Below are 19,150 nucleotides of genomic sequence, written 5' to 3' on the forward strand. Positions count from 1 at the left end.
CGTGGCCAGGCTGCTGTACTCCGCGATCGCGTCGCTCGACGGCTACACCGTCGACGCAGCTGGCAGCTTCGCCTGGGCGGCCCCCAGCGCGGAGGTCCACGCGTTCATCAACGACCGTGAACGGACCCTGGGGACCTACGTCTACGGCCGTCGCATGTGGGAGGTGATGCGCTACTGGGCGTCGGACGACACCGCCGACGGCGACTCGGCGATCTCGGCCGACTACCGGCGGATCTGGCAGGCGGCTGACAAGGTGGTCGTCTCCACGTCCCTGACTGCTGCCGACACGCCTCGGACCGAGCTGGTGCGTGACCTCGATGCAGTGGGGCTGCAGCACCGCAAGGCGACCGCGGTCGCCGATCTCGGCATCGGTGGCCCGACCCTGGCGGCCGAGGCCTTTCGGGCCGGACTGGTCGACGAGGTCTCCCTGTACCTGCACCCGGTGTCGGTGGGCGGCGGGACTCCCGCGCTGCCCCTCGGCACGACCGTCACCCTGCGGCTGGCCGAGCAGCACACCTTCAGGGACGGCGTGGTGTTCCTGCGTTACGTGGTCGAGCCGACCTAGTCCTCGGCCAAGCCGCTGTCGATCGGGGTGCCGATCACCACGGTACGGCTCACGGTGCAGAGGCGGTCGTGCGACATCGCAATCGCCTTGGGCAGCATCTCGCGTGCCGCGTCACCGGCCTCGCCCTCGGGGAACCGCACGGAGAAGCGCACGGTGAGGTTGTCCAGGTGGTTGCCGTTGTCGTCCCTCACCTTGTCGCCCTCGGCCGTCACCGTGTAGGCCTCCGGCTCGGCGCGCTTGGCCGTGATGAAGTCGACGTCAGTGGCGCTGCAGCCGGCGATCGCCGCCAGCAACAGCTCCACGGGGGTGAACTCGGTGGAGTCCCCTCCCCCGCCCAGCAGCATCGTGCCGCCCCGCGCGTTGGTCACCTCGTACAGCCCCTTCTCGACCCGCGTCATGCTGATCGAGCGGTGACCGAGTCCCGTGCCGCCGGTCTCTTCTGCCATCAGGCACTCCACTTCTGCGCCAGCGCGCGGACGACGTTGATGTTCCGGGCGGTGCCCGGGACACCCAGGATCTTCTCGATGCGGGCACCGGTCAGCTTGGCCTCGTTGAACGGCACCGCGAACTCCATGAGCACATCCTTGCCGATCACCGTCGCACGCTCGCGTGCGGCCTCCTGCGCGTGGAGCTCCTTGGTCGCCGCAGCGGTGGGCGCGGTCGTGCAGAAGCTGACGTAGCGACTCGTCTCGCCCTTCACCTGCTCGGGTATGCCGTCCACCTCCTCGAGCAGTGCCGGCAGCTCTGCGGGCCTGCGGGCGATGGCGACGATGTCGAACCCGGCGTGGGCACCGAGGACCCGCCCCACCTCGGCCTCCAGCTCGGCCACGCTGCGCAGCGGCGACGTCACGAAGAAGTTGCCTGTCTGGATGTGCGACTCCACATCGCCGAATCCGCTGTCCGACAACACATCTCGCGCCTCTGCCATCTTGAGCTGCCGCTTGCCGACGTTGACGGCCCGCAGGAAGACGATGTAGCCGGCCATCAGAGCACGACCTCTCCCGAGCCCACGACCCGCACCAGTCCGCCGACCGTGACCGTCCCTTGGTCGGAGACGCCCAGGTCCAGGGACGACGGTCGCGAGACCTGCTCCCCCTGGCTCACCATCCACCGACCCGAGCGGCCCTGCGCGACCATCCAGGCACCCAGGTTGGAGCACGCCGACCCGGTGGCGGCATCCTCCGACACCGTTTGGCCATCGCTGATCAAGGCCCTGGCCACGATCCGCCCCTCCCCCGCCGGCGACCACACGTACACCAGCGTCTCGCCGCCGCGGGCTCCCATGCCGGCATACCCACCAAGGAGCTCGGGCCTCGCGCGGGCGCGCCGGACCGCGTCGACGGACGCGGCTTGGGCGATCAGCTGGGACGTGCCCACGCTGACCTGCTGCACCGGCCCGACCAGGTCGTCGGGTGCGAGCGACAGCGCCTCCCCCACCTCGTCCGATGGCAGGTCCGCCTCGATCTTCCCCGCGTTGGCCGTGAGGGTCCACCGGTCGCCCCGGGCCTCGACGGGGATCACGCCAACGGGCATCGACAGACCAAGTCGGTCACCGAGACCGTGCAGCTCGCGCGCGACGTGCGCGGTGCCGAGTGTCGGGTGACCGGCGAAGGGCATCTCGAAGGACGTCGTGAAGATCCGCACACCGACGTCGGCGCCCTCGGCCGGCGGCACGAGGAAAGTCGTCTCGGACAGGTTGAACTGCCGCGCCAGCCCGAGCATCTGGTCGTCGGAGAGCTCCGAGCCGTCCTCGAAGACGCAGAGCGGGTTGCCCGAGAACGGGTCGCCCTCGTGCGCGAAGACGTTGAGCAGCCGGTACCTCAAACGCATGCGCCCACTCTGTCAGACTGGCGCCGTGACCTCACCGACCACGCCACCCGATGGCCGACTCGTCCTCCTGCGCCACGGCGAGACGGAGTGGTCGAGGTCCGGGAAGCACACCGGTCGCACCGACGTGCCGCTGACCGAGCACGGCGAGCAGCTCGCCCGTCAGGCTGGGCGGCTCGTCGCCGACTACCACTTCGTCCTCACCCTCAGCTCCTCGTTGCAGCGCGCCAGACGGACGGCGGAGCTCGCGGGGTTGACCCCCGAGGTCGACGACGACCTCCTGGAGTGGGACTACGGGGGCTACGAAGGCCTGACCACGGCGCAGATCCGGGAGCAGGTCGGCTACGACTGGACCGTCTTCCGCGACGGCGTGCCACCCGGCACCACCCCCGGTGAGACGGTGGAGGAGGTCGCTGCGCGTGCCTCCCGCGTCATCAAGCGCGCCGTCGCCGCCATGGCCCAGGGAGACGTGGCACTCGTCGGCCACGGCCACTGCCTGCGCGTCCTGACCAGCGTCTTCCTGCGCCAGGAACCACGCCTGGGGGCGCAGCTGCTGCTCGACGCAGGGTCGGTCAGCGTGCTGCAGTTCGAGCGCGAGCAGCCCGCGATCCGCGTCTGGAACCACGGGCCCGCCGTCACCCGCCCTGACGGGGCCTGCTGACGACCCGACAGGTCAGTCGCGGGTCGTCCTCGTGCGCGGGGGACGCACCACGGTGAGGTCGCTGCGTCGCGGGTTCGGCATCGCCTCAGGAGCTCCCGGGACCTGTTGCGCCGCAACGGGATCGTGGTCGACGGGCCAGTCGGGAGCACCTTCGCCGTCGAAGAGGGCCAGGGCGCTCGAGTCACCGGGGGTGAACCGCGGCCCGTACCGCACTCCCCCGAACCCCGCCTCGTCGAAGGCGCGCGCCCAGGCCTGCGGCACGGCATACGGGACGGTCGACTCGAGCTCGCGGGTGACCCCGAACTCGGCCGCCCCGCGGTCCTGCACATCGGCCGCGTCGCGCGCCGAAGGTAGTCGCAGGCGGGAGACCACCGACTCGGCCAGGAGGCTCTCCGGGACCGCCCGCGACCCGCCCAGCACGGGGCCGAGTCGTTCGCGCAGGGCGCTGAGCGGGTCGAGCGCGACGTAGCAGGTGCCTCGCGGCGCCCGGAGGTCGAAGCGTCCCGCACCGTCGTTGCCGAACCACCACGGGCCGAGGCCCCGCCGGTGGGCGCGGAACAGGTCGGTGCCAGCGCCGACGGAGTATGCCGGGAAGCCGGCCAGGGAGGCAGGCGGAGGCCCGAGGGCGGTCCGCTCCCGCGCCGTCACGCGGCCCACTGCGCGGCGTCGGCCACGGCGGCCGCCGTCACCCGCGCCACCGAGGTGGGGGACGATCGGTGCACCACGAGGAAGTCGACCGCACTGTGTCCGTCGAACACCGCCGACGGCGTCGTCAGCCAGGCGCCGATCGACCAGCCGTCGGCTCCCTTGCGGACGAACGCACCGACGGCGTCCTGCACACCGGGCCGGACGGCACCGTTGCGACCGAACTGCAGTGACGGGTAGACGAGGTGACCGTCAGAGGTGCGGCAGGCCAGGACCGTGCCTCGGCGCACGCGGTCGAAGAGCGCCTGACGCGAGATTCCGAGCCACGCCACCAGCCCTGCGGTGTCGTAGAACGGCCCCAGCGGCTGGTCGAGCGGGTGGACGGTCGGGAGGGCAGCGACCATGCGGTCGGCGAGGGCCTCGACGTCACCGAGGTCGAGGCGGCGGCCCTGGGCAGACAGCTCGGCGGCCCGCTGCTCGACCCGTAGGCGCACGGCGGCGGTGAGCGCCTCGACGTCGGCGGTCGGCTGCACGTCGGTCGTCGTCCGGGTCCGTGGCTGCACCAGTCCTCCTGCGGGTCGACCTCGAGCCCAGGTCGATCTGCGTCAAGGGCGTCAAGGTTTTCCCACAGCGTAGCGCCCGTCCCGGACACTGCCGCGCGCCCTCAGGGCAGCGGCCAGGTGTGCACCGGCTCGTTGCTGTGCATGTGCTGGGCGTACAGCCGGAGCATCTCGGCCAGGGCACTCTGCCGGTCCAGGCCGGTCGCTTCGAGGCGCTCGACCGCGCCGGTCTGCCACGTCGCGCCGTTGGTGCTCGTCGTGCAGCGACCCTCGATGACGGACAGGTAGCGGTCCCGCACGGCCTGGGAGACCCCCCAGTCGGCCAACCCCTCGTGCGCCATCGGCAGCAGGTGCCGGAGCACCAGCTCCTCGGCCCGCACCTCGCCGAACCCCGGCCAGTAGAGCCGCGACTCGATGCCGTCGCGCGCGGCGTTGTGGAAGTTCTGTTCGGCCGCGGCGAAGCTCATCTTGGTCCACAGGGGACGGTCGTCGGACGCCAGCTTGCGGATGACGCCGTAGTAGAAGGCGGCGTTGGCCAGGACGTCCACCAGCGTCGGTCCGGCCGGCAGGACGCGGTTCTCGACCCGGAGGTGCGGCGTCCCGTGGACGATGTCGTAGATGGGGCGGTTCCAGCGATAGACGGTGCCGTTGTGCAGCCGGAGCTCGGGCAGCGAGGGGGCCTCCCCGGCGTCGAGCATGGCCACGGGGTCCTCGTCGCTGACCTCGGCGAGCAGGGCGGGGAAGTAGCGGACGTTCTCCTCGAACAGGTCGAAGATCGAGGTGATCCACCGCTCGCCGAAGAAGACCCGCGGCCGGACGCCCTGGTTCTTGAGCTCGATGCTCCGGGTGTCGGTGGCCTGGCTGAACAGCTCGATCCGGGTCTCGGCGTGGAGGCGCTTGCCGAAGAAGTAGGGCGAGTTGGCCGCCAGGGCGATCTGCGGGGCGACCAGGGCCTGGGCGGCGTTCCAGTGCGCGGCGAAGTCCTGCGGAGCAACCTGGAGGTGGAGCTGCACACTGGTGCACGCCGACTCGGGCGCGATCGAGTCGCAGTAGGTCGCGACCCGCTCCCCCGTCGGCCCCTCGATGTCGAGGTAGATGTCCTCCCCCCGGGCGTAGAAGATCGAGTCGTTCAGCGCCGTGTAGCGGTTGTTGGCGCTGATCCACTCGCCCTCGAAGTGCTCAGGCATGATCGTGGGCAGGATGCCGACCGCGACGATGTGGGCTCCGCGCTTCTCGGCCGCAGCGCTGGCGGCGTTGAGCGAGGCCCGCATCTCGTCCTCGAGCTCGATGGCCGAGTCGCCCGGGAGCGGACGCGGCGGCACGTTGAGCTCGATGTTGTACTGGGCGAGCTCGGTCTGGTAGCCGGGGTCGGCGATCGCCTCGAGCACCTCGGCGTTGGCGAACTTGGGCTGGTAGGCGTCGTCGACGAGGTTGAGCTCGATCTCCATGCCGGTCATCGGCCGGTCGAACTCGAACTGGCTCTGGGCGAGCATCCGTTCGAAGACGTCGAGGTTCTGGCGCACCTTCTCGCGGTACCGCTGGCGCTGCTCGCGCGTGTAGCTCTGCGCGGTGACCTCTTCGCCCACGGAACCTCCTCGGGAGTAGCCCCGGCCCCGACGCCGGTGCGGCGCCCTGCCTGAGGATGTGACGATGTGTGATGACCTAACCATGCGCAGGGCGCGCCTGCCAACGGCTGTCGGTCCGCTCTCCTAGCCTTCAAGGGTGCGGTTCCTCCACACCTCCGACTGGCACCTGGGGCGTTCGTTCCACCAGGTGGGGCTGCTCGGCGCCCAGGCGGCACACCTCGACCACCTGGTCGAGACGGTGCGCTCGGAGAAGGTCGACGCCGTGCTCGTCTCGGGCGACGTCTACGACCGCGCGCTGCCTTCCCCCGACACCGTCGAGCTGCTGTCGACGGCCGTCACCCGGCTCATCGACGCGGGAGCTGAGGTCGTCCTCTCCAGCGGCAACCACGACTCGGCGATCCGTCTCGGGTTCGCCAGCGAGCTGCTCTCCCGGGCCGGGCTCCACATCCGCACCTCGACCGCGTCGATCGGCGTCCCGGTGGTGGTCGACGGGGTGGCCGTCTACCCCCTCCCCTACCTCGAGCCGGCCGTCGCCGCCGACCAGCTCGGTGCCGCCGAGCGGTCGCACGCGGGGGTGCTCCGGGCGGCCATGGCCAGGGTCGACGCCGACCGGTCCGTGCGCGGTGGACCGTCGGTCGTGATGGCGCACGCGTTCGTCACCGGCGGGGCGACCAGCGACTCGGAGCGCGACATCTCGGTGGGTGGCGTGTCGGCCGTCCACCCCAAGGTCTTCGGCACCGTCGACTACGTGGCACTGGGCCACCTGCACGGGCGCCAGCAGGTCAAGGACGGCGTGCGCTACAGCGGGTCCCCGGTCCCCCTCTCCTTCAGCGAGGCCGGCCACACCAAGGGGTCGTGGCTGGTGGACATCGGCGAGTCAGGCATGCGCGCCGAACCGGTCGATGCCCCGGTCGAACGCCCACTCGCCGTCTTGCGGGGTGACATCGACCTGCTGCTCACCGACCCCGGGCTGACTCCTGCCGAGCGCGCGTGGTGCCAGGTGACGCTGACCGACCCCGTACGTCCGCTCGGGGCGATGGAGCAGCTCCGCCGACGCTTTCCGCACACCCTCGTGCTCCAGTTCGATCCCCAGGGAGCGCCCACCCCGGTGCGCAGCTACGCGCAGCGCACGACGGCCGAGTCCGACCTCGACGTGTGCTGCTCGTTCCTCGGCCACGTGCGCGCCGGCCACGGACCCTCCGAGGAGGAGCAGGCCGTGCTCGCGACCGCCGTCGAGGCCGTGCGGGTGCAGCGTGCCGGGCACGACGACGAGGGTCAGCTCCCGTTGGGCGTGCCCGCAGATCGCCGGGGTGTGGCGTGAGGCTGCACCAGCTGGAGGTCACGGCCTTCGGCCCGTTCGCGGGCACGGTCGAGGTCGACCTCGACGCTGCGTCGTCCGGCGGCCTCTTCCTGATCCGCGGCGCGACCGGGGCGGGCAAGACCAGCCTGCTCGACGCCGTGGCGTTCGCGTTGTATGCCGATGTGCCCGGTGCGCGCTCGAAGAAGCAGCTGCACAGCGACCACGCGGAGCGGGGTGCCGTGCCGTCGGTGACCCTCGAGTTCACCGCCGCCGGGCGTCGCCTCAAGATCCTCCGCTCGCCGGAGTTCCTGCGCCCCAAGGCGCGGGGCAGGGGCGAGACGAAGGTGCAGGCCAAGGCGGTGCTCTGGGAGCGACGGGGCGCCGAATGGGTGGCCCTGAGCACCCGGCACGACGAGATCGCCGATGTCGTCAAGGACGTCCTCGGCATGGGCCTCGACCAGTTCAGCAAGGTCGTGCTCCTCCCCCAGGGTGACTTCGCCGCGTTCCTGCGAGCCACCCCGGAGGAGCGCCGGTCGTTGCTCGAGCGGCTCTTCGACGTGTCTGCCTTTGCCGGCATCGAGGAGTGGTTCTCGGCCCAGCGCAAGGAGACCGCAGCGGTCGTGGCCGACCAGCGGGCGTCCCTCAACGCCGAGCTGGCCGTCCTGGCGGACGTGCTGGCAGACGCCCCAGACCTCGAGCGTGGCTCGCGCGAGTGGTCCGACCTGCCGCTCGGCGAGCTCCCCGCCGCCCTCGCGGAAGCCCGGCGAGCCCTCGACGAAGGGTCGACCGCGAGACTGGCCGCCGTCGACGCGACCCGCCTGGCCGACGAGGCAGCCTCGACGGCCCATGCCCTGGCTGCCGAGACCGTGGGGCGCCGCTCCCGCGGGGTCGCCGCGCGAGCGGCTCTGGCTGCGCTGGAGGCCCAGACCGACGCCCGTGAGACCGCCGCCAGCAGGCTCGAGCTCGCCGGGCGAGCCGCGTCCGTCGCCGGCGACCTCAAGGCGCTCGACCGGGTCACCGCGGTCCGTGCAGCAGCGCAGCGGGCAGTGGCCACGACCCTGCCCGACGTGGCCCGGTGGGCCCTCGATGGCAGCAGCCCAGCTGCTGTCGAGCACGTCGTCGAGCGTCTCGAGCTCGGTGGCCAGGTGCTGTCGACCGCCGAGCGCCTCCAGGTGACCGTGCGCGAGCGGGAGAGTGCCCTCACCCGTGCCCGGGCAGAGCTGGAGTCACGTGCCCGCAGGGTCGGGCAGAGCTCCCAGCGCGTGGCTGAGCTCACCACGGAGCTGTTGGCCGCGACCGAGGCCCTGGCCGCCGCAGAGCAGGGCGCCGCGCAGGTCGAGGCGGCCACCGCCCGGCTCGACCGTGCTCGAGCGGTCCTCGCCTCCCGCCGCAACCTCGACGAGACCCTCGATCGACAGACGACCGGCACGGCGTTGCTCGCCGACCAGCGCGCGAGGGCACAGGACCTCCGCGACGTCTACCAGGACCGCCGCCAGGCCCGCCTCGACGCCATGGCCGGTGAGCTGGCCAGCCGGCTCCGCGACGGCCTGCCCTGCCCGGTGTGCGGCGCCCCCGACCACCCGCACCCGGCGTCCTCCACCGATCTGGTGACGGCTGAGGAGGTGTCCGAGGCAGAGACCACGTGGCAGCACGCCGCTGACGAGGTGGCGGCCACCGAGCGCTCGTTGGCCTTCCTCGCCGCCACCGTGGTCCAGCTGCGCGATCAGCTCGGTGACGAGTCGGGTGACCAGGTCGCCCTCGCCGGGGCGGTCAGCTCCGCCAGTCAGCAGCTCGACGAGGTGACGGTCCTGGCGCGGTCCGTCGAGGGAGTGCGCGACCGGGTGGCCCAGCTGCAGAGCTCGACCGACACCCTGTCAGCCACGCTCGCGGACGACCAGCAGTCCTGCGCGACCCTGACGGCGAGGATCGCAGACTCCGCGGCCGAGCTGGACACCGAGCGCCTGGGCGTGGCCGAGGCGCTCACCGAGCACGCCGAACGCTGCCCCTGCGCCGAGACCGGCGTCCGAGGCACGTCACCGGGCACCGAGCTGCGCGACGCCGCCCGGCTCAGCACGATCCGGACCCAGCACGAGAGAGCCGTCACGGCGGCCAGGGCCCACGCGGCAGCCGTCCTGGAGCTCGACCGGGCCGAGCGCGACGCGGCCGCGGTGGCCACGGCGACCGACGACTCCTTCAGCGCTGCGGGTTTCGGCGGTCCCGACGAGGCGCGCGCCGCGCAGCTGCCCCCCGAGGAGGTGGCTCAGCTGCGTGCAGCCGTCGCCACCCACGACGAGGCCGTCGTCGTGGCCCGCACCACGCTGGCCGATCCGGACGTGCAGAAGGCCCTGGCGTCGGCAGAGATCGACCTCGCCGGGTTGGCCGCCGCACGCGAGGCCGCCCACGCCGCCCACACGGCGGCGGTGGCCGCAGACACGTTGGTGCGTCGCACCATCAGCGGGCTCGACCGCGTCCGCGGCAGCATCACGGCCAGGTGCGCGCGCATCACCGAGGCAGAGGCACACCACCAGGTCATCCGCGAGCTCGCCGACACGGTCGCGGGCACCAGCGCCAGCAACGAGCTGCGGATGCGGCTGTCGGCGTTCGTCCTCGCTGCCCGCCTCGAGAAGGTCGCCGTGCTGGCCAACGAGCGGCTGGCGCACATGGGCGAGGGCCGCTACCAGCTCCGCCACACCGACGGGCTCGCCGCGCGGGGTGCACGCAGCGGTCTGGGGCTCGAGGTGCTCGACCTGTGGACCGGTCAGGCGAGGGCGACGACCTCCCTGTCCGGCGGTGAGTCGTTCATGGCCTCCCTCGCCCTCGCGCTGGGGCTGGCCGACGCCGTCCGTGAGGAGGCCGGCGGCTTCGACCTCCAGACACTCTTCGTCGACGAGGGATTCGGCACCCTCGACGACGAGAGCCTCGAGCAGGTGATGGTCGTGCTCGACGGCCTGCGGGAAGGTGGCCGAGCCGTGGGGGTCGTCAGCCACGTCGCCGAGCTCCGCACCCGCATCCCCAGCCAGGTGGTGGTCCGCAAGACCGAGCGCGGCTCGTCGGTGCTGGTCACGAACGGGGCGACCAGCACCGACGAAGCCACGCCGGCGGCCTGAGCCTCAGCTCTCGAACGCCTCGGGCGGCGGGCAGCTGCAGACCAGGTTGCGGTCGCCGTAGGCCCCGTCGATGCGTCCCACCGGGGGCCAGTACTTGTCGGCTGCCTCGACCCCCACCGGGAAGGCCGCCGCCGAGCGCTCGTACGGGTACTCCCACTTGCCTGCGAGGGCCTTGGCCGTGTGGGGAGCGTTGCGCAGCATGCTGTCGGCGACAGCGACCTCACCGGCCTCGACCTCGGCGATCTCGTGCCGGATGGCGATCATGGCGTCGCAGAACCGGTCGATCTCGTAGCGGTCCTCGCTCTCGGTGGGTTCGACCATCAGCGTCCCGGCCACCGGGAACGACATGGTGGGCGCGTGGAAGCCGTAGTCGATGAGCCGCTTGGCCACGTCGTCGACCGTGACTCCGCTGCGTCGGGTGAGGTCACGCAGGTCGAGGATGCCCTCGTGGGCGACCACACCGTCGTGACCCGAGTACAGCACCGGGTAGTGCTCACGCAGTCGGGTGGCGATGTAGTTGGCGTTGAGGATGGCCACCTGGGTGGCTCGCGTCAGACCAGCGCCGCCCATCAGCCGCACGTAGGCCCACGAGATCGGCAGGATGCTCGCCGAGCCGTAGGGGGCGGCGGAGATGGGACCGACACCGGTCTCCGGACCAGCCTCCGCCGCCAAGGGGTGGTTCGGCAGGTGTGGCGCCAGGTGCGACCGCACCGCGACCGGTCCGACTCCGGGCCCTCCGCCGCCGTGCGGGATGCAGAAGGTCTTGTGCAGGTTGAGGTGCGAGACGTCGGCGCCGAACTTGCCCGGCCGGGCCAGCCCGACCAGTGCGTTGAGGTTCGCCCCGTCGACGTAGACCTGCCCACCGGCGTCGTGCACGAGCGCACACAGCTCGGTGATCGTGTCCTCGAACACGCCGTGCGTGGACGGGTACGTGACCATGATCGCCGCGAGCTCGTCGCGGTGCTGCTCGACCTTCGCCCGCAGGTCGTCCATGTCGACGTCCCCACCGGCGGCGGTCTTGACGACGACCACCTTCATGCCGGCCATCACCGCCGAGGCGGCGTTGGTGCCGTGCGCGCTGGCGGGAATGAGGCAGATGTTGCGCTGGGCCTGGCCGTTCGCCTCGTGGTAGGCGTGGATGGCCAGCAACCCGGCGAACTCACCCTGGGAGCCGGCGTTCGGCTGCAGCGAGACGGCGTCGTAGCCGGTGATCTCGCAGAGCCAGTCGGAGAGCTCGCCGATGAGGTCACGGATGCCCTCGGTCTGGTGCGCCGGTGCGAACGGGTGCAGGTGGGCGAACTCGGGCCAGGTCACCGCGACCATCTCGGTGGTGGCGTTGAGCTTCATGGTGCAGGAGCCCAAGGGGATCATGCCGCGGTCGAGCGCGAAGTCTCGGTCGGAGAGTCGGCGCAGGTAACGCAGCATCGAGGTCTCGCTGTGGTGGCTGCTGAACACGGGGTGGGTGAGGTAGTCGCTGGTGCGGACCAGCTCGGCCGGCCAGTGGAGGTCAGCGATCGTGACCTCGCCCGGACCGGTGGCGCCGAAGGCGCTCCAGACGGCTTCGAGGTCACGCAGGTCGGTCGTCTCGTCGACGCTGATCGAGACCCGGTCCGCGTCGACGCGCCACAGGTTGACCCCGCGCTGGGCGGCCTGGCTGAGCACCTCGTCGGCGCGACCCGGCACGGCCACCGTGACGGTGTCGAAGTAGACGGACGTCTGCACGTCGACGCCCGCCGCGACGAGACCCTCGACGAGGGTGGTCGCGTGGCCGTGGACCCGCCGCGCGATCGCGGCAAGGCCGGTCGGGCCGTGGTACACCGCATACATCGACGCCATGACCGCGAGGAGCACCTGGGCCGTGCAGATGTTCGAGGTCGCCTTCTCGCGGCGGATGTGCTGCTCACGGGTCTGGAGGGCGAGCCGGTATGCCGGTGCGCCCTCGGTGTCGACGCTGACGCCGACGAGGCGGCCGGGCAGCGACCGCTCCAGGCCGGCGCGCACACTCATGTAGCCGGCGTGCGGGCCACCGAAGCCCATCGGCACACCGAACCGCTGGCTGGTGCCCACGGCGACATCGGCGCCCCACTCCCCCGGCGCCGTTGCCAGGGTCAGCGCGAGCAGGTCGGCAGCCGCCGTGACCAGGGCGCCCGCCTCGTGCGCCGCGGTCGCCAGCGCACGCCAGTCGCGCAGCTCGCCGTCGGCACCCGGGTACTGGACGAGCACGCCGAACACGGCGCGCTCACCGGCCGCGGCGCGCAGCGTGTCGGCGGAGTCGACCCGCGCGAGGTCGGCGACCACCACCGCCAGTCCGAGCGGCTTCGCGCGGGTCTGCATGACGGCGAGGGTCTGGGGGAAGACGTGCTGGTCGACCAGCAGGACGGCGTCGGCGGGGGCCTTGCTGGAACGCCGCATCAGCGTCATCGCCTCCGCTGCGGCCGTGCCCTCGTCGAGCAGCGAGGCTCCGGAGGTGGTGAGGCCGGTCAGGTCGCTGACGACGGTCTGGAAGTTGAGCAGCGCCTCGAGCCGTCCTTGCGAGATCTCCGGCTGGTAGGGCGTGTAGGCGGTGTACCACGCGGGGTTCTCGAGGACGTTGCGCTGGATCACGGCAGGGGTCACGGTGCCGTAGTAGCCGAGCCCGATCATCGAGGTCATCACCTGGTTGCGGCGCGCGATGCCGCGCAGCTCCTCCACGACGGCGGCCTCGGAGGCAGCCGCGTCAACCCGCAGCGGGCCGTCGGTGCGGATGGCCCCGGGCAGGGCGTGGTCGACCAGCGCCTCGAGCGACGGGTGCTTCACCGCGGCGAGCATGGCATCGACGTCGGACTCGGACGGACCGATGTGGCGACCGGCGAACTCGGGCAGGTCGGTGGTGGGCTGGGCGGACATGAGGCTCCTGAACGTCGGATTGCTCGGATCGCCTCCCCATCTGTCACGCCGTGCCGGCCGCTCCAGAGGTGCCTGTCCCACGCAGTCCTGGCGCCTGAGAGGTTCCGGGGAGTTTGCCCCTTCGGCGCCCCGCCGTGCGCCCCTTCGGGTGCACGCGGGGACTCTCCCGCGCGGGATGTTCAGCGGTGCCAATCTACAACACGGCCCGCCGTCCTCGAGAGGACGACGGGCCGACGGTGGTGGAAGGGGCCGGTCAGGCCAGCCGGGCCGCCCGACGCTCGCGCAGCTCGTCGCCCGGGTGCTCGGCGGGAACCTCGTCGTCGGTGCGCTCGCTCGGCAGCTGGGCGAGCTCGCCCTCGACCTCGCGCCAGACGCGCCCGACGGCGATGCCGAAGACTCCCTGACCGCCCTGGACGAGGTCGATGACCTCGTCGGCGGAGGTGCACTCGTAGACCGACGCGCCGTCACTCATGAGGGTGATCTGGGCGAGGTCCTCGACGCCCCGCTCGCGCAGGTGGGTGATCGCCACGCGGATCTGCTGGAGCGAGACCCCGGTGTCGAGCAGCCGCTTGACGACCTTGAGGACGAGGATGTCGCGGAAGCCGTAGAGCCGCTGCGTGCCTGAGCCCGTGGCGCCACGCACCGAGGGCTCGACCAGACCGGTGCGTGCCCAGTAGTCGAGCTGGCGGTAGGTGATGCCGGCTGCCTTGCACGCCGTGGGTCCGCGGTAGCCGATGTCGTCGCTCAGCTCCGGGAGGTCGTCCGTGAACAACAGCCCCTGTGCCGCAGTCGGCACGCTCGTGTGGCCGTGCGGAGCCTCGTTGCTCGGGTTCACAGCACTCACCTCCTCTGGTGTAACTACACCGGTCGCATTACGGTCTGTGCCGAAGGTACGGTGGTGCGGAACCTGAGGTCAACTACCACTCGACCTTGGCCCTTCGGCGTGTCGCGCCTTCCAGGCCAACCCTCGATGTTCACTTGAGGTTCAGGGTGCTGAGCACGAAAACTCAGCCAGCTGTCCCGGTTTCATCCGGTTTGGTTTCGAAATCCTCGGCGGAGACGTGGTCCAGGAACTCCCGGAACTTCTCCACCTCGTCGTCCTTGTCCTCCTCGCCGGACATCGCGACCCCGGCCTCCTCGAGCAGCGACTCCCCCGCCACGATGGTCGTGCCGGTGCGCAGCGCGAGGGCGATCGCGTCCGAGGACCGCGACGAGATCTCGGTGGTGCCGTCGAGGATGAGGGCCGCGTGGAAGACACCGTCGCGCAGCTCGACGATGCGCACCTCGGTGAGGCGGTGGCCCAGTCCCTCGATGACGTTCTTCATCAGGTCGTGGGTCAGCGGGCGAGGCGGTTCGATGCCCTGCTGGGCGTACGCGATGGCCGTCGCCTCGGCGGCCCCGATCCAGATCGGCAGGTAACGGTCACCGTCTCGCTCGCGGAGCAGGACGATGGGGTGGTTGGTGGGCATCTCGACACGGACACCGAGGACCTCGAGGACCTTCACCCTCCCACCTTAACCCGGTTCAGCCGCGCTGGAGCCCGTCCCTGACCAGGGCCGTGTGCAGCGCGATGCACAACCGCAGCACGTCACCGGTGGGATCCTTCGTGGCACCCGCCCGCGCCCCCTTCCCGGACGTCGTCCGGTGCGGCGTCACGACCTGCTGCACGAGGCCGATCTCGCGGTCGGCCGCCGTGCGGAACGGCCGCAGGTGACGTGGTTCGAGACCGTAGGCCGCGAGCTCGGCCGCCGTGTGCGCCACGGTGAGCGCGGCGTCGCCGAAGTGTCCCGTGTCGTCGGCGTGCAGGAGCCCGAACGTCTCGAGGGCGTCGACGGTGGCGGCATCCAGGCCGGCGGAGGAGGCCAGCTCGGTGCGCGTCAGCCGCAGCGTGCCACCAGCGGTGACCTCGGCGGCCGTGGGCACGTCAGGGTCGGTCACCGGCACGGGGACCGAGGGACGCGGCATACCGGTCTCGTGGCGCTCGGGGGTCAGCCCGCGGTCCATCGCGTCGAGGGCTGCGGCGATCACCTTGAGCGGCCAGAAGTGGTCGCGCTGGGCGGTGAGGACATAGCGGAGTCGTTCGAGGTCGGCGGCGGAGTAGGTGCGGTAACCAGACCCGGTGCGCGCCGGCGTCACGAGTCCCTCGGCCTCGAGGAACCGGATCTTGGAGATCGTGACGTCAGGGAAGTCCTGCTTCAGCGCCTCGAGGACGGCGCCGATCGTCATGGGCTGTCGCGTCGTGCGAGCACTCACCGGTGGCCGTCGATCGAGCAGTCGTCAGGCCTTGCCGGCGTAGAACACGAGGCGGAACTTGCCGATCTGGACCTCGTCGCCGGTCTGGAGCGTGACCTCGTCGATCCGCTCACGGTTGACGTAGGTGCCGTTGAGGGAGCCCACGTCCCGCACCACGAAGGTGTCACCCACGCGGCGGAAGGTCGCGTGCTTGCGCGACACGGTCACGTCGTCGAGGAAGATGTCGCTGTCGGGGTGGCGACCGGAGTTGACCTCGTCGTCGTCGAGCAGGAACCGCGCACCGGTGTTGGGGCCCCGCAGCACCACCAGGAGGGCCGTACCGGGACGCAGGGCGTCGACGGTCGCCTGGTCGGCCTTGCTGAGGGCGACCTCGGCGTCGGCGCTGGTGTCGACCTGCTCGAGGTCGTGGATGCCGGGCAGCCGCATCGTCGTCGGCTCGTGGGGCCGGGACGTCTGCTCGTCGTTCTCGCTGCCGTTCATGGATCCGCACTCCCTCGTGGTGGTTCTGTCCGCCCCCCTAGCAAAGCACAAACCTAAAGGGGCGCCGGTGCCGTCCGCAGGCAATTCTGCGAACCGGCGGACGTGCGGGGTCAGCCGAGCTGGGCCTGGTATGCCGCCGGGTCGAGCAACGCATCGACGGCCGCGGCGTCGGAGGGGCGGAGCTCATACATCCAGCCCTCGCCGTAGGGGTCGGTGTTGACCAGCTCGGGGGTCGCGTCCAGCGACGCATTCACCGCGGTCACCTCGCCGGCCAGGGGCGCGTAGAGGTCGCTCACGGACTTGGTCGACTCGACCTCGCCACAGGCGTCGCCCGCAGCCACCGTGTCGCCCACCGCGGGCAGGCTGACGTAGACGACGTCACCGAGCGAGTCCTGGGCGAACGAAGTGATCCCGATCCGCACCGTGCCGTCGTCACCGGAGCGGACCCACTCGTGCTCGGCGGTGTAACGCAGGTCCTGGGGGTAGTCCAGGTCGCTCATGCTGCTCCTCGGTGGAAGGGGTGGCTGTTTCGACAACTGCAACCCGCTGGTGGTCAGGGCTTGGGTGCCGGGACGGGCCGAGCGTAACGAGGCTCGCTCAGACTGTGCAACGCGGTGATCGCGAGGTTGTCGGACTGCCGCACGGATGGGAGTGCTCCGTCACCACGGACCGACTCCGAGACGCCTCCGGGGATCTCCATCGCGGAGGCCATCGTGGCGCTGTCACCGATCGCGGTGATGACGTACGGGGGCTCGACCCGCTCGCCCCCGATCTCGATGGCACCGTCGGCGTCGGCGAACCACGTGTCGGACACCACGCGCACGTCTCCGATCTGCACCGCCTCGGCTCCGGCGTCGCGCAGCTCCTGGAGCGCGTCGAGCAGGCGTGCGGCGGTGACCTTGTGGTCGGGGTCGTTGATGTTGATGACGATGCCCGGCCCCGTGGCCGGTGCGGTGCCGGTCAGGATGCCGAGGGTGTCGAGCCGCTCCTGCGCAGACTTGAGGGCCTCCGCGCTGGAGTCGACACCCGACACGAGGCGGTCGCGGCTGGTCTCCAGCTCGCGCGTGTCGGAGGCGAGGCGGTCCTGCTCCTGGCTCACGTCGTCGAGGATGCGGACCAGCTCGTCCTCGCGCAGCTGCTCCAGGCCGCTCTGGTTGGTCTGCTGCACCTGGGTGGCGATGGCGAAGCCGAGCACGATGGCGAGCAGGGCTGCGAAGACGTTGGCGCGGGTGGCCCGGGGTCGCGCCATGCGCAGCAGCCGGTGCCACGAGCCCGTGGTGTCATCGGGGCCGCCGTCGGTGCCCCTGGGTCCTCGCCCGCCGCCCGCGTCGCTCATGCCTTGAACAGGTGCCTGCGGATGGAGGCGACGTTGGAGAAGATCCTGACGCCGAGGACGACGACGACTCCGGTGCTCAGCTGCGACCCGACACCGAGCTGGTCACCGAGGAAGACGATGAACGCGGCCACCACGACGTTGGCGAGGAACGAGACGACGAAGACCTTGTCGTTGAAGATGCCGTCAAGGACCGCACGCACCGCACCGAACACGGCGTCCAGGGCCGCGATGACGGCGATGGGCAGGTAGGGCTGCAGGGCGACGGGCACGTCGGGACCCCAGAGGAGTCCGACCAGCACGCCGCCGATCAGGCCGAGCAGGGGTATCACGGTGAACTCTCCGACGTGGACGGGGTGGGCTTCGTGGACGGGGTCGTCGTGGTGGTCGACCCGCTGGGCGTCGACCCGCTGGCCCGGGGCTTCGGCACCGTCGCCGCACGGACCATGAGCGAGGTCGCGGCCGGCAGGGACAGGCTCTTGGCCACGTCAATGGAAACACGGATGCCGTAGTTGTCCTGGAGGGCGCGCGCGTACGCGCCGCCGTCGTTGGCGGCGAACTCGGCCTGCAGGTCCTGCGGGTCGCCGATCACGCTGATCCGGTACGGCCTGGCCAGCGGGCGGTAGTTGACGAGGATGGCCTCGCCGGCGAACCGGATGGCCGACCTCGACGTGAGCCGCTGGCCGTTCACGGCGATCGCCTCTGCGCCTGCCTCCCACAGCCCGTTGACGACGATCTGCAGGTCCTTCGAGAAGACCTTGCCCTCGTCCTTGGCGGCGTCGGTGCGCGGGTTGCCGTCGGCGCTCGTGCCGTCGCTGCCGGGAGCGTTGTCGAGCTGCACGGTGAGGCCAGGTCCGGTGACGCCCTCGGCGCCGGAGGCGAGGGTGAGGGCGGCCAGCCTGGTCTGGAGCGAGGACTCGTCCTGCCCGAGCGCCTGCGACTGGAGCCGGTCCACCTCGGCCTGCACGGAGCGAAGGTGAGCCTCCTGGCGGTCCACCCCTGCGCGGCGGGTCTCGATCTGGCTCACCAGGTTGGCCTTTGCGCGGATCGCTGAGGTCGACGGCGTGCGCAGGGCCACCGCACCGAGGGTGAGCAGCAGGCCGGTCACCAGTGCGGCCACGGCCACCGTGACGGTGCGCGTGCCGGTGCTCGCGGGCAGTCCGGCGGCCTCGCGCTGGGCGGCGGCCGCGGCATACCCGGGGTCGAGGGGGCGCTCCATCATCGAGATGAGCAACGTCATGGACTCGTCGGGCCGTCGACCGGGGGTGGTGGTCGGCGGGGCGGCGTCGCGGTGCGAGGTCGGAGGTGTGCTCATGACGCCGGCACCGTGTGTGCGGCCACCACCTGCCGGGCCTGCACGATGTACATCACGCCGGCAACCCAGTACAGGACGGTGCCCCACCACGCGAACGCCCAGCCGATCGGCAGGGCCCACTCGGCGAAGGTGCTGGAGCCCTCACCCAGCAGCAGCAGGGGGAATGCGTAGAGGAGGTTGAAGGTGGCGGCCTTGCCGACGAAGTGCACGGGCAGCCCGGTCTGGCCGTAGCGCTTGATCCGCCACAGCACCCCGGCGAGGAGCAGCTCGCGCCCGACGAGGGCGAGGACGAGCCACCAGGGGATGATCTCGCGCCACGCAAGGCCGAAGAGGGTCGTCGCGATGTAGAGGCGGTCAGCGAACGGGTCGAGCAGCTGGCCGAGCCGCGACTCCATGCCGAACCGGCGGGCGATCTTGCCGTCGAGGTAGTCGCTGACCCCGGAGAGCATGAGGACGACCAGCGCGAGGACGTCGTGCTCGGACAAGATCGCCCAGAGGAAGATGGGCACACCGACCAGCCGCAGCACCGACAGCACGTTGGGCAGGGTCAGCACACGGTCGGACACGGCGGGCTCGCTGACGACCCTCCCCCGATCTCCTGGTGCTGACACGATGGCAGCCTAACCGCCAGC

20 protein-coding genes and 1 riboswitch are annotated in these 19,150 nt (G+C 71.3%); of the genes, 4 read left to right on the plus strand and 16 right to left on the minus strand.

Annotated elements, in window-relative coordinates; translation table 11 throughout:
- The first annotated feature begins 1 nt into the window (after position 1).
- Positions 2–565, plus strand: coding sequence for a dihydrofolate reductase family protein (locus AC1DX8_RS02945; RefSeq protein ID WP_477628407.1), 564 nt, complete (start codon positions 2–4; stop codon positions 563–565).
- Here AC1DX8_RS02945 and AC1DX8_RS02950 read toward each other — a convergent pair.
- The 3 genes from AC1DX8_RS02950 to AC1DX8_RS02960 are packed head-to-tail and all read right to left on the minus strand — an operon-like array spanning position 562 to position 2,395.
- The gene (locus AC1DX8_RS02950) at positions 562–1,011 is read right to left on the minus strand and encodes an OsmC family protein (protein ID WP_477628408.1); all 450 of its coding nucleotides are present in this window, start codon (positions 1,009–1,011) and stop codon (positions 562–564) included. The genes AC1DX8_RS02945 and AC1DX8_RS02950 overlap by 4 nt on opposite strands.
- Positions 1,011–1,550, minus strand: a complete 540-nt coding sequence (locus AC1DX8_RS02955) for a DUF1697 domain-containing protein (protein ID WP_477628409.1) — start codon at positions 1,548–1,550, stop codon at positions 1,011–1,013. Before AC1DX8_RS02955 ends, AC1DX8_RS02950 begins: the two co-directional genes overlap by 1 nt.
- A complete protein-coding gene (locus tag AC1DX8_RS02960) occupies positions 1,550–2,395 on the minus strand; it encodes a PhzF family phenazine biosynthesis protein (protein ID WP_477628410.1) in 846 nt (281 codons plus the stop codon). The genes AC1DX8_RS02955 and AC1DX8_RS02960 overlap by 1 nt, the downstream gene beginning before the upstream one ends.
- 25 nt (positions 2,396–2,420) lie before the next feature.
- On the opposite strand from AC1DX8_RS02960, the gene AC1DX8_RS02965 reads away from it, so the two are divergent.
- Positions 2,421–3,053 (plus strand): histidine phosphatase family protein, encoded by a 633-nt coding sequence (locus AC1DX8_RS02965; protein ID WP_477628411.1) that lies wholly within the window; start codon positions 2,421–2,423, stop codon positions 3,051–3,053.
- 12 nt (positions 3,054–3,065) lie between these two features.
- Here AC1DX8_RS02965 and AC1DX8_RS02970 read toward each other — a convergent pair whose 3' ends face one another.
- The 3 genes from AC1DX8_RS02970 to AC1DX8_RS02980 all read right to left on the minus strand — a co-directional run bounded on the left by AC1DX8_RS02970 (position 3,066) and on the right by AC1DX8_RS02980 (position 5,844).
- Positions 3,066–3,701, minus strand: a complete 636-nt coding sequence (locus AC1DX8_RS02970; RefSeq protein WP_477628412.1) for an RES family NAD+ phosphorylase — start codon at positions 3,699–3,701, stop codon at positions 3,066–3,068.
- Positions 3,698–4,261 (minus strand): hypothetical protein, encoded by a 564-nt coding sequence (locus AC1DX8_RS02975; RefSeq protein WP_477628413.1) that lies wholly within the window; start codon positions 4,259–4,261, stop codon positions 3,698–3,700. The genes AC1DX8_RS02970 and AC1DX8_RS02975 overlap by 4 nt, the downstream gene beginning before the upstream one ends.
- Before the next feature lie 101 nt (positions 4,262–4,362).
- On the minus strand, positions 4,363–5,844 hold the full coding sequence (locus AC1DX8_RS02980; RefSeq protein WP_477628414.1) for a glutamate-cysteine ligase family protein: 1,482 nt from the start codon (positions 5,842–5,844) through the stop codon (positions 4,363–4,365).
- A gap of 136 nt (positions 5,845–5,980) precedes the next feature.
- Between AC1DX8_RS02980 and AC1DX8_RS02985 the strand changes: the two genes are divergently transcribed.
- Positions 5,981–7,165, plus strand: a complete 1,185-nt coding sequence (locus AC1DX8_RS02985; protein ID WP_477628415.1) for an exonuclease SbcCD subunit D — start codon at positions 5,981–5,983, stop codon at positions 7,163–7,165.
- Positions 7,162–10,251, plus strand: a complete 3,090-nt coding sequence (locus AC1DX8_RS02990; RefSeq protein WP_477628416.1) for an AAA family ATPase — start codon at positions 7,162–7,164, stop codon at positions 10,249–10,251. Before AC1DX8_RS02985 ends, AC1DX8_RS02990 begins: the two co-directional genes overlap by 4 nt.
- 3 nt (positions 10,252–10,254) lie before the next feature.
- On the opposite strand, the gene gcvP is transcribed toward AC1DX8_RS02990, so the two are convergent.
- The 10 genes from gcvP to clsA all read right to left on the minus strand — a co-directional run bounded on the left by gcvP (position 10,255) and on the right by clsA (position 19,129).
- Positions 10,255–13,137: an aminomethyl-transferring glycine dehydrogenase gene (gene gcvP, locus AC1DX8_RS02995; RefSeq protein WP_477628417.1), complete on the minus strand. Its 2,883-nt coding sequence runs from the start codon at positions 13,135–13,137 to the stop codon at positions 10,255–10,257.
- A 72-nt stretch (positions 13,138–13,209) separates the two neighbouring features.
- Positions 13,210–13,316: riboswitch (glycine riboswitch) on the minus strand.
- Between the two features lie 74 nt (positions 13,317–13,390).
- The gene (locus tag AC1DX8_RS03000) at positions 13,391–13,972 is read right to left on the minus strand and encodes a MerR family transcriptional regulator (RefSeq protein ID WP_477628478.1); all 582 of its coding nucleotides are present in this window, start codon (positions 13,970–13,972) and stop codon (positions 13,391–13,393) included.
- 172 nt (positions 13,973–14,144) lie between these two features.
- The gene (locus AC1DX8_RS03005; protein WP_477628418.1) at positions 14,145–14,642 is read right to left on the minus strand and encodes a bifunctional nuclease family protein; all 498 of its coding nucleotides are present in this window, start codon (positions 14,640–14,642) and stop codon (positions 14,145–14,147) included.
- A gap of 19 nt (positions 14,643–14,661) precedes the next feature.
- On the minus strand, positions 14,662–15,363 hold the full coding sequence (gene ftsR, locus AC1DX8_RS03010) for a transcriptional regulator FtsR (RefSeq protein ID WP_477628419.1): 702 nt from the start codon (positions 15,361–15,363) through the stop codon (positions 14,662–14,664).
- A gap of 51 nt (positions 15,364–15,414) precedes the next feature.
- Entirely contained in the window at positions 15,415–15,870 is a 456-nt protein-coding gene (locus tag AC1DX8_RS03015) for an FHA domain-containing protein (protein WP_477628420.1), read from the minus strand.
- A gap of 110 nt (positions 15,871–15,980) precedes the next feature.
- On the minus strand, positions 15,981–16,370 hold the full coding sequence (gene gcvH / locus AC1DX8_RS03020; RefSeq protein ID WP_477628421.1) for a glycine cleavage system protein GcvH: 390 nt from the start codon (positions 16,368–16,370) through the stop codon (positions 15,981–15,983).
- A gap of 53 nt (positions 16,371–16,423) precedes the next feature.
- Positions 16,424–17,206, minus strand: coding sequence for a DUF881 domain-containing protein (locus AC1DX8_RS03025; RefSeq protein ID WP_477628422.1), 783 nt, complete (start codon positions 17,204–17,206; stop codon positions 16,424–16,426).
- Complete coding sequence (locus AC1DX8_RS03030) at positions 17,203–17,535, minus strand: small basic family protein (RefSeq protein ID WP_056920954.1); 333 nt, start codon at positions 17,533–17,535, stop codon at positions 17,203–17,205. The genes AC1DX8_RS03025 and AC1DX8_RS03030 overlap by 4 nt, the downstream gene beginning before the upstream one ends.
- A complete protein-coding gene (locus AC1DX8_RS03035; protein WP_477628423.1) occupies positions 17,532–18,518 on the minus strand; it encodes a DUF881 domain-containing protein in 987 nt (328 codons plus the stop codon). Before AC1DX8_RS03035 ends, AC1DX8_RS03030 begins: the two co-directional genes overlap by 4 nt.
- Complete coding sequence (clsA, locus tag AC1DX8_RS03040; protein WP_477628424.1) at positions 18,515–19,129, minus strand: cardiolipin synthase ClsA; 615 nt, start codon at positions 19,127–19,129, stop codon at positions 18,515–18,517. The genes AC1DX8_RS03035 and clsA overlap by 4 nt, the downstream gene beginning before the upstream one ends.
- Positions 19,130–19,150: the final 21 nt, after the last annotated feature.

The organism is Pedococcus sp. P2_A3, assembly GCF_056405035.1.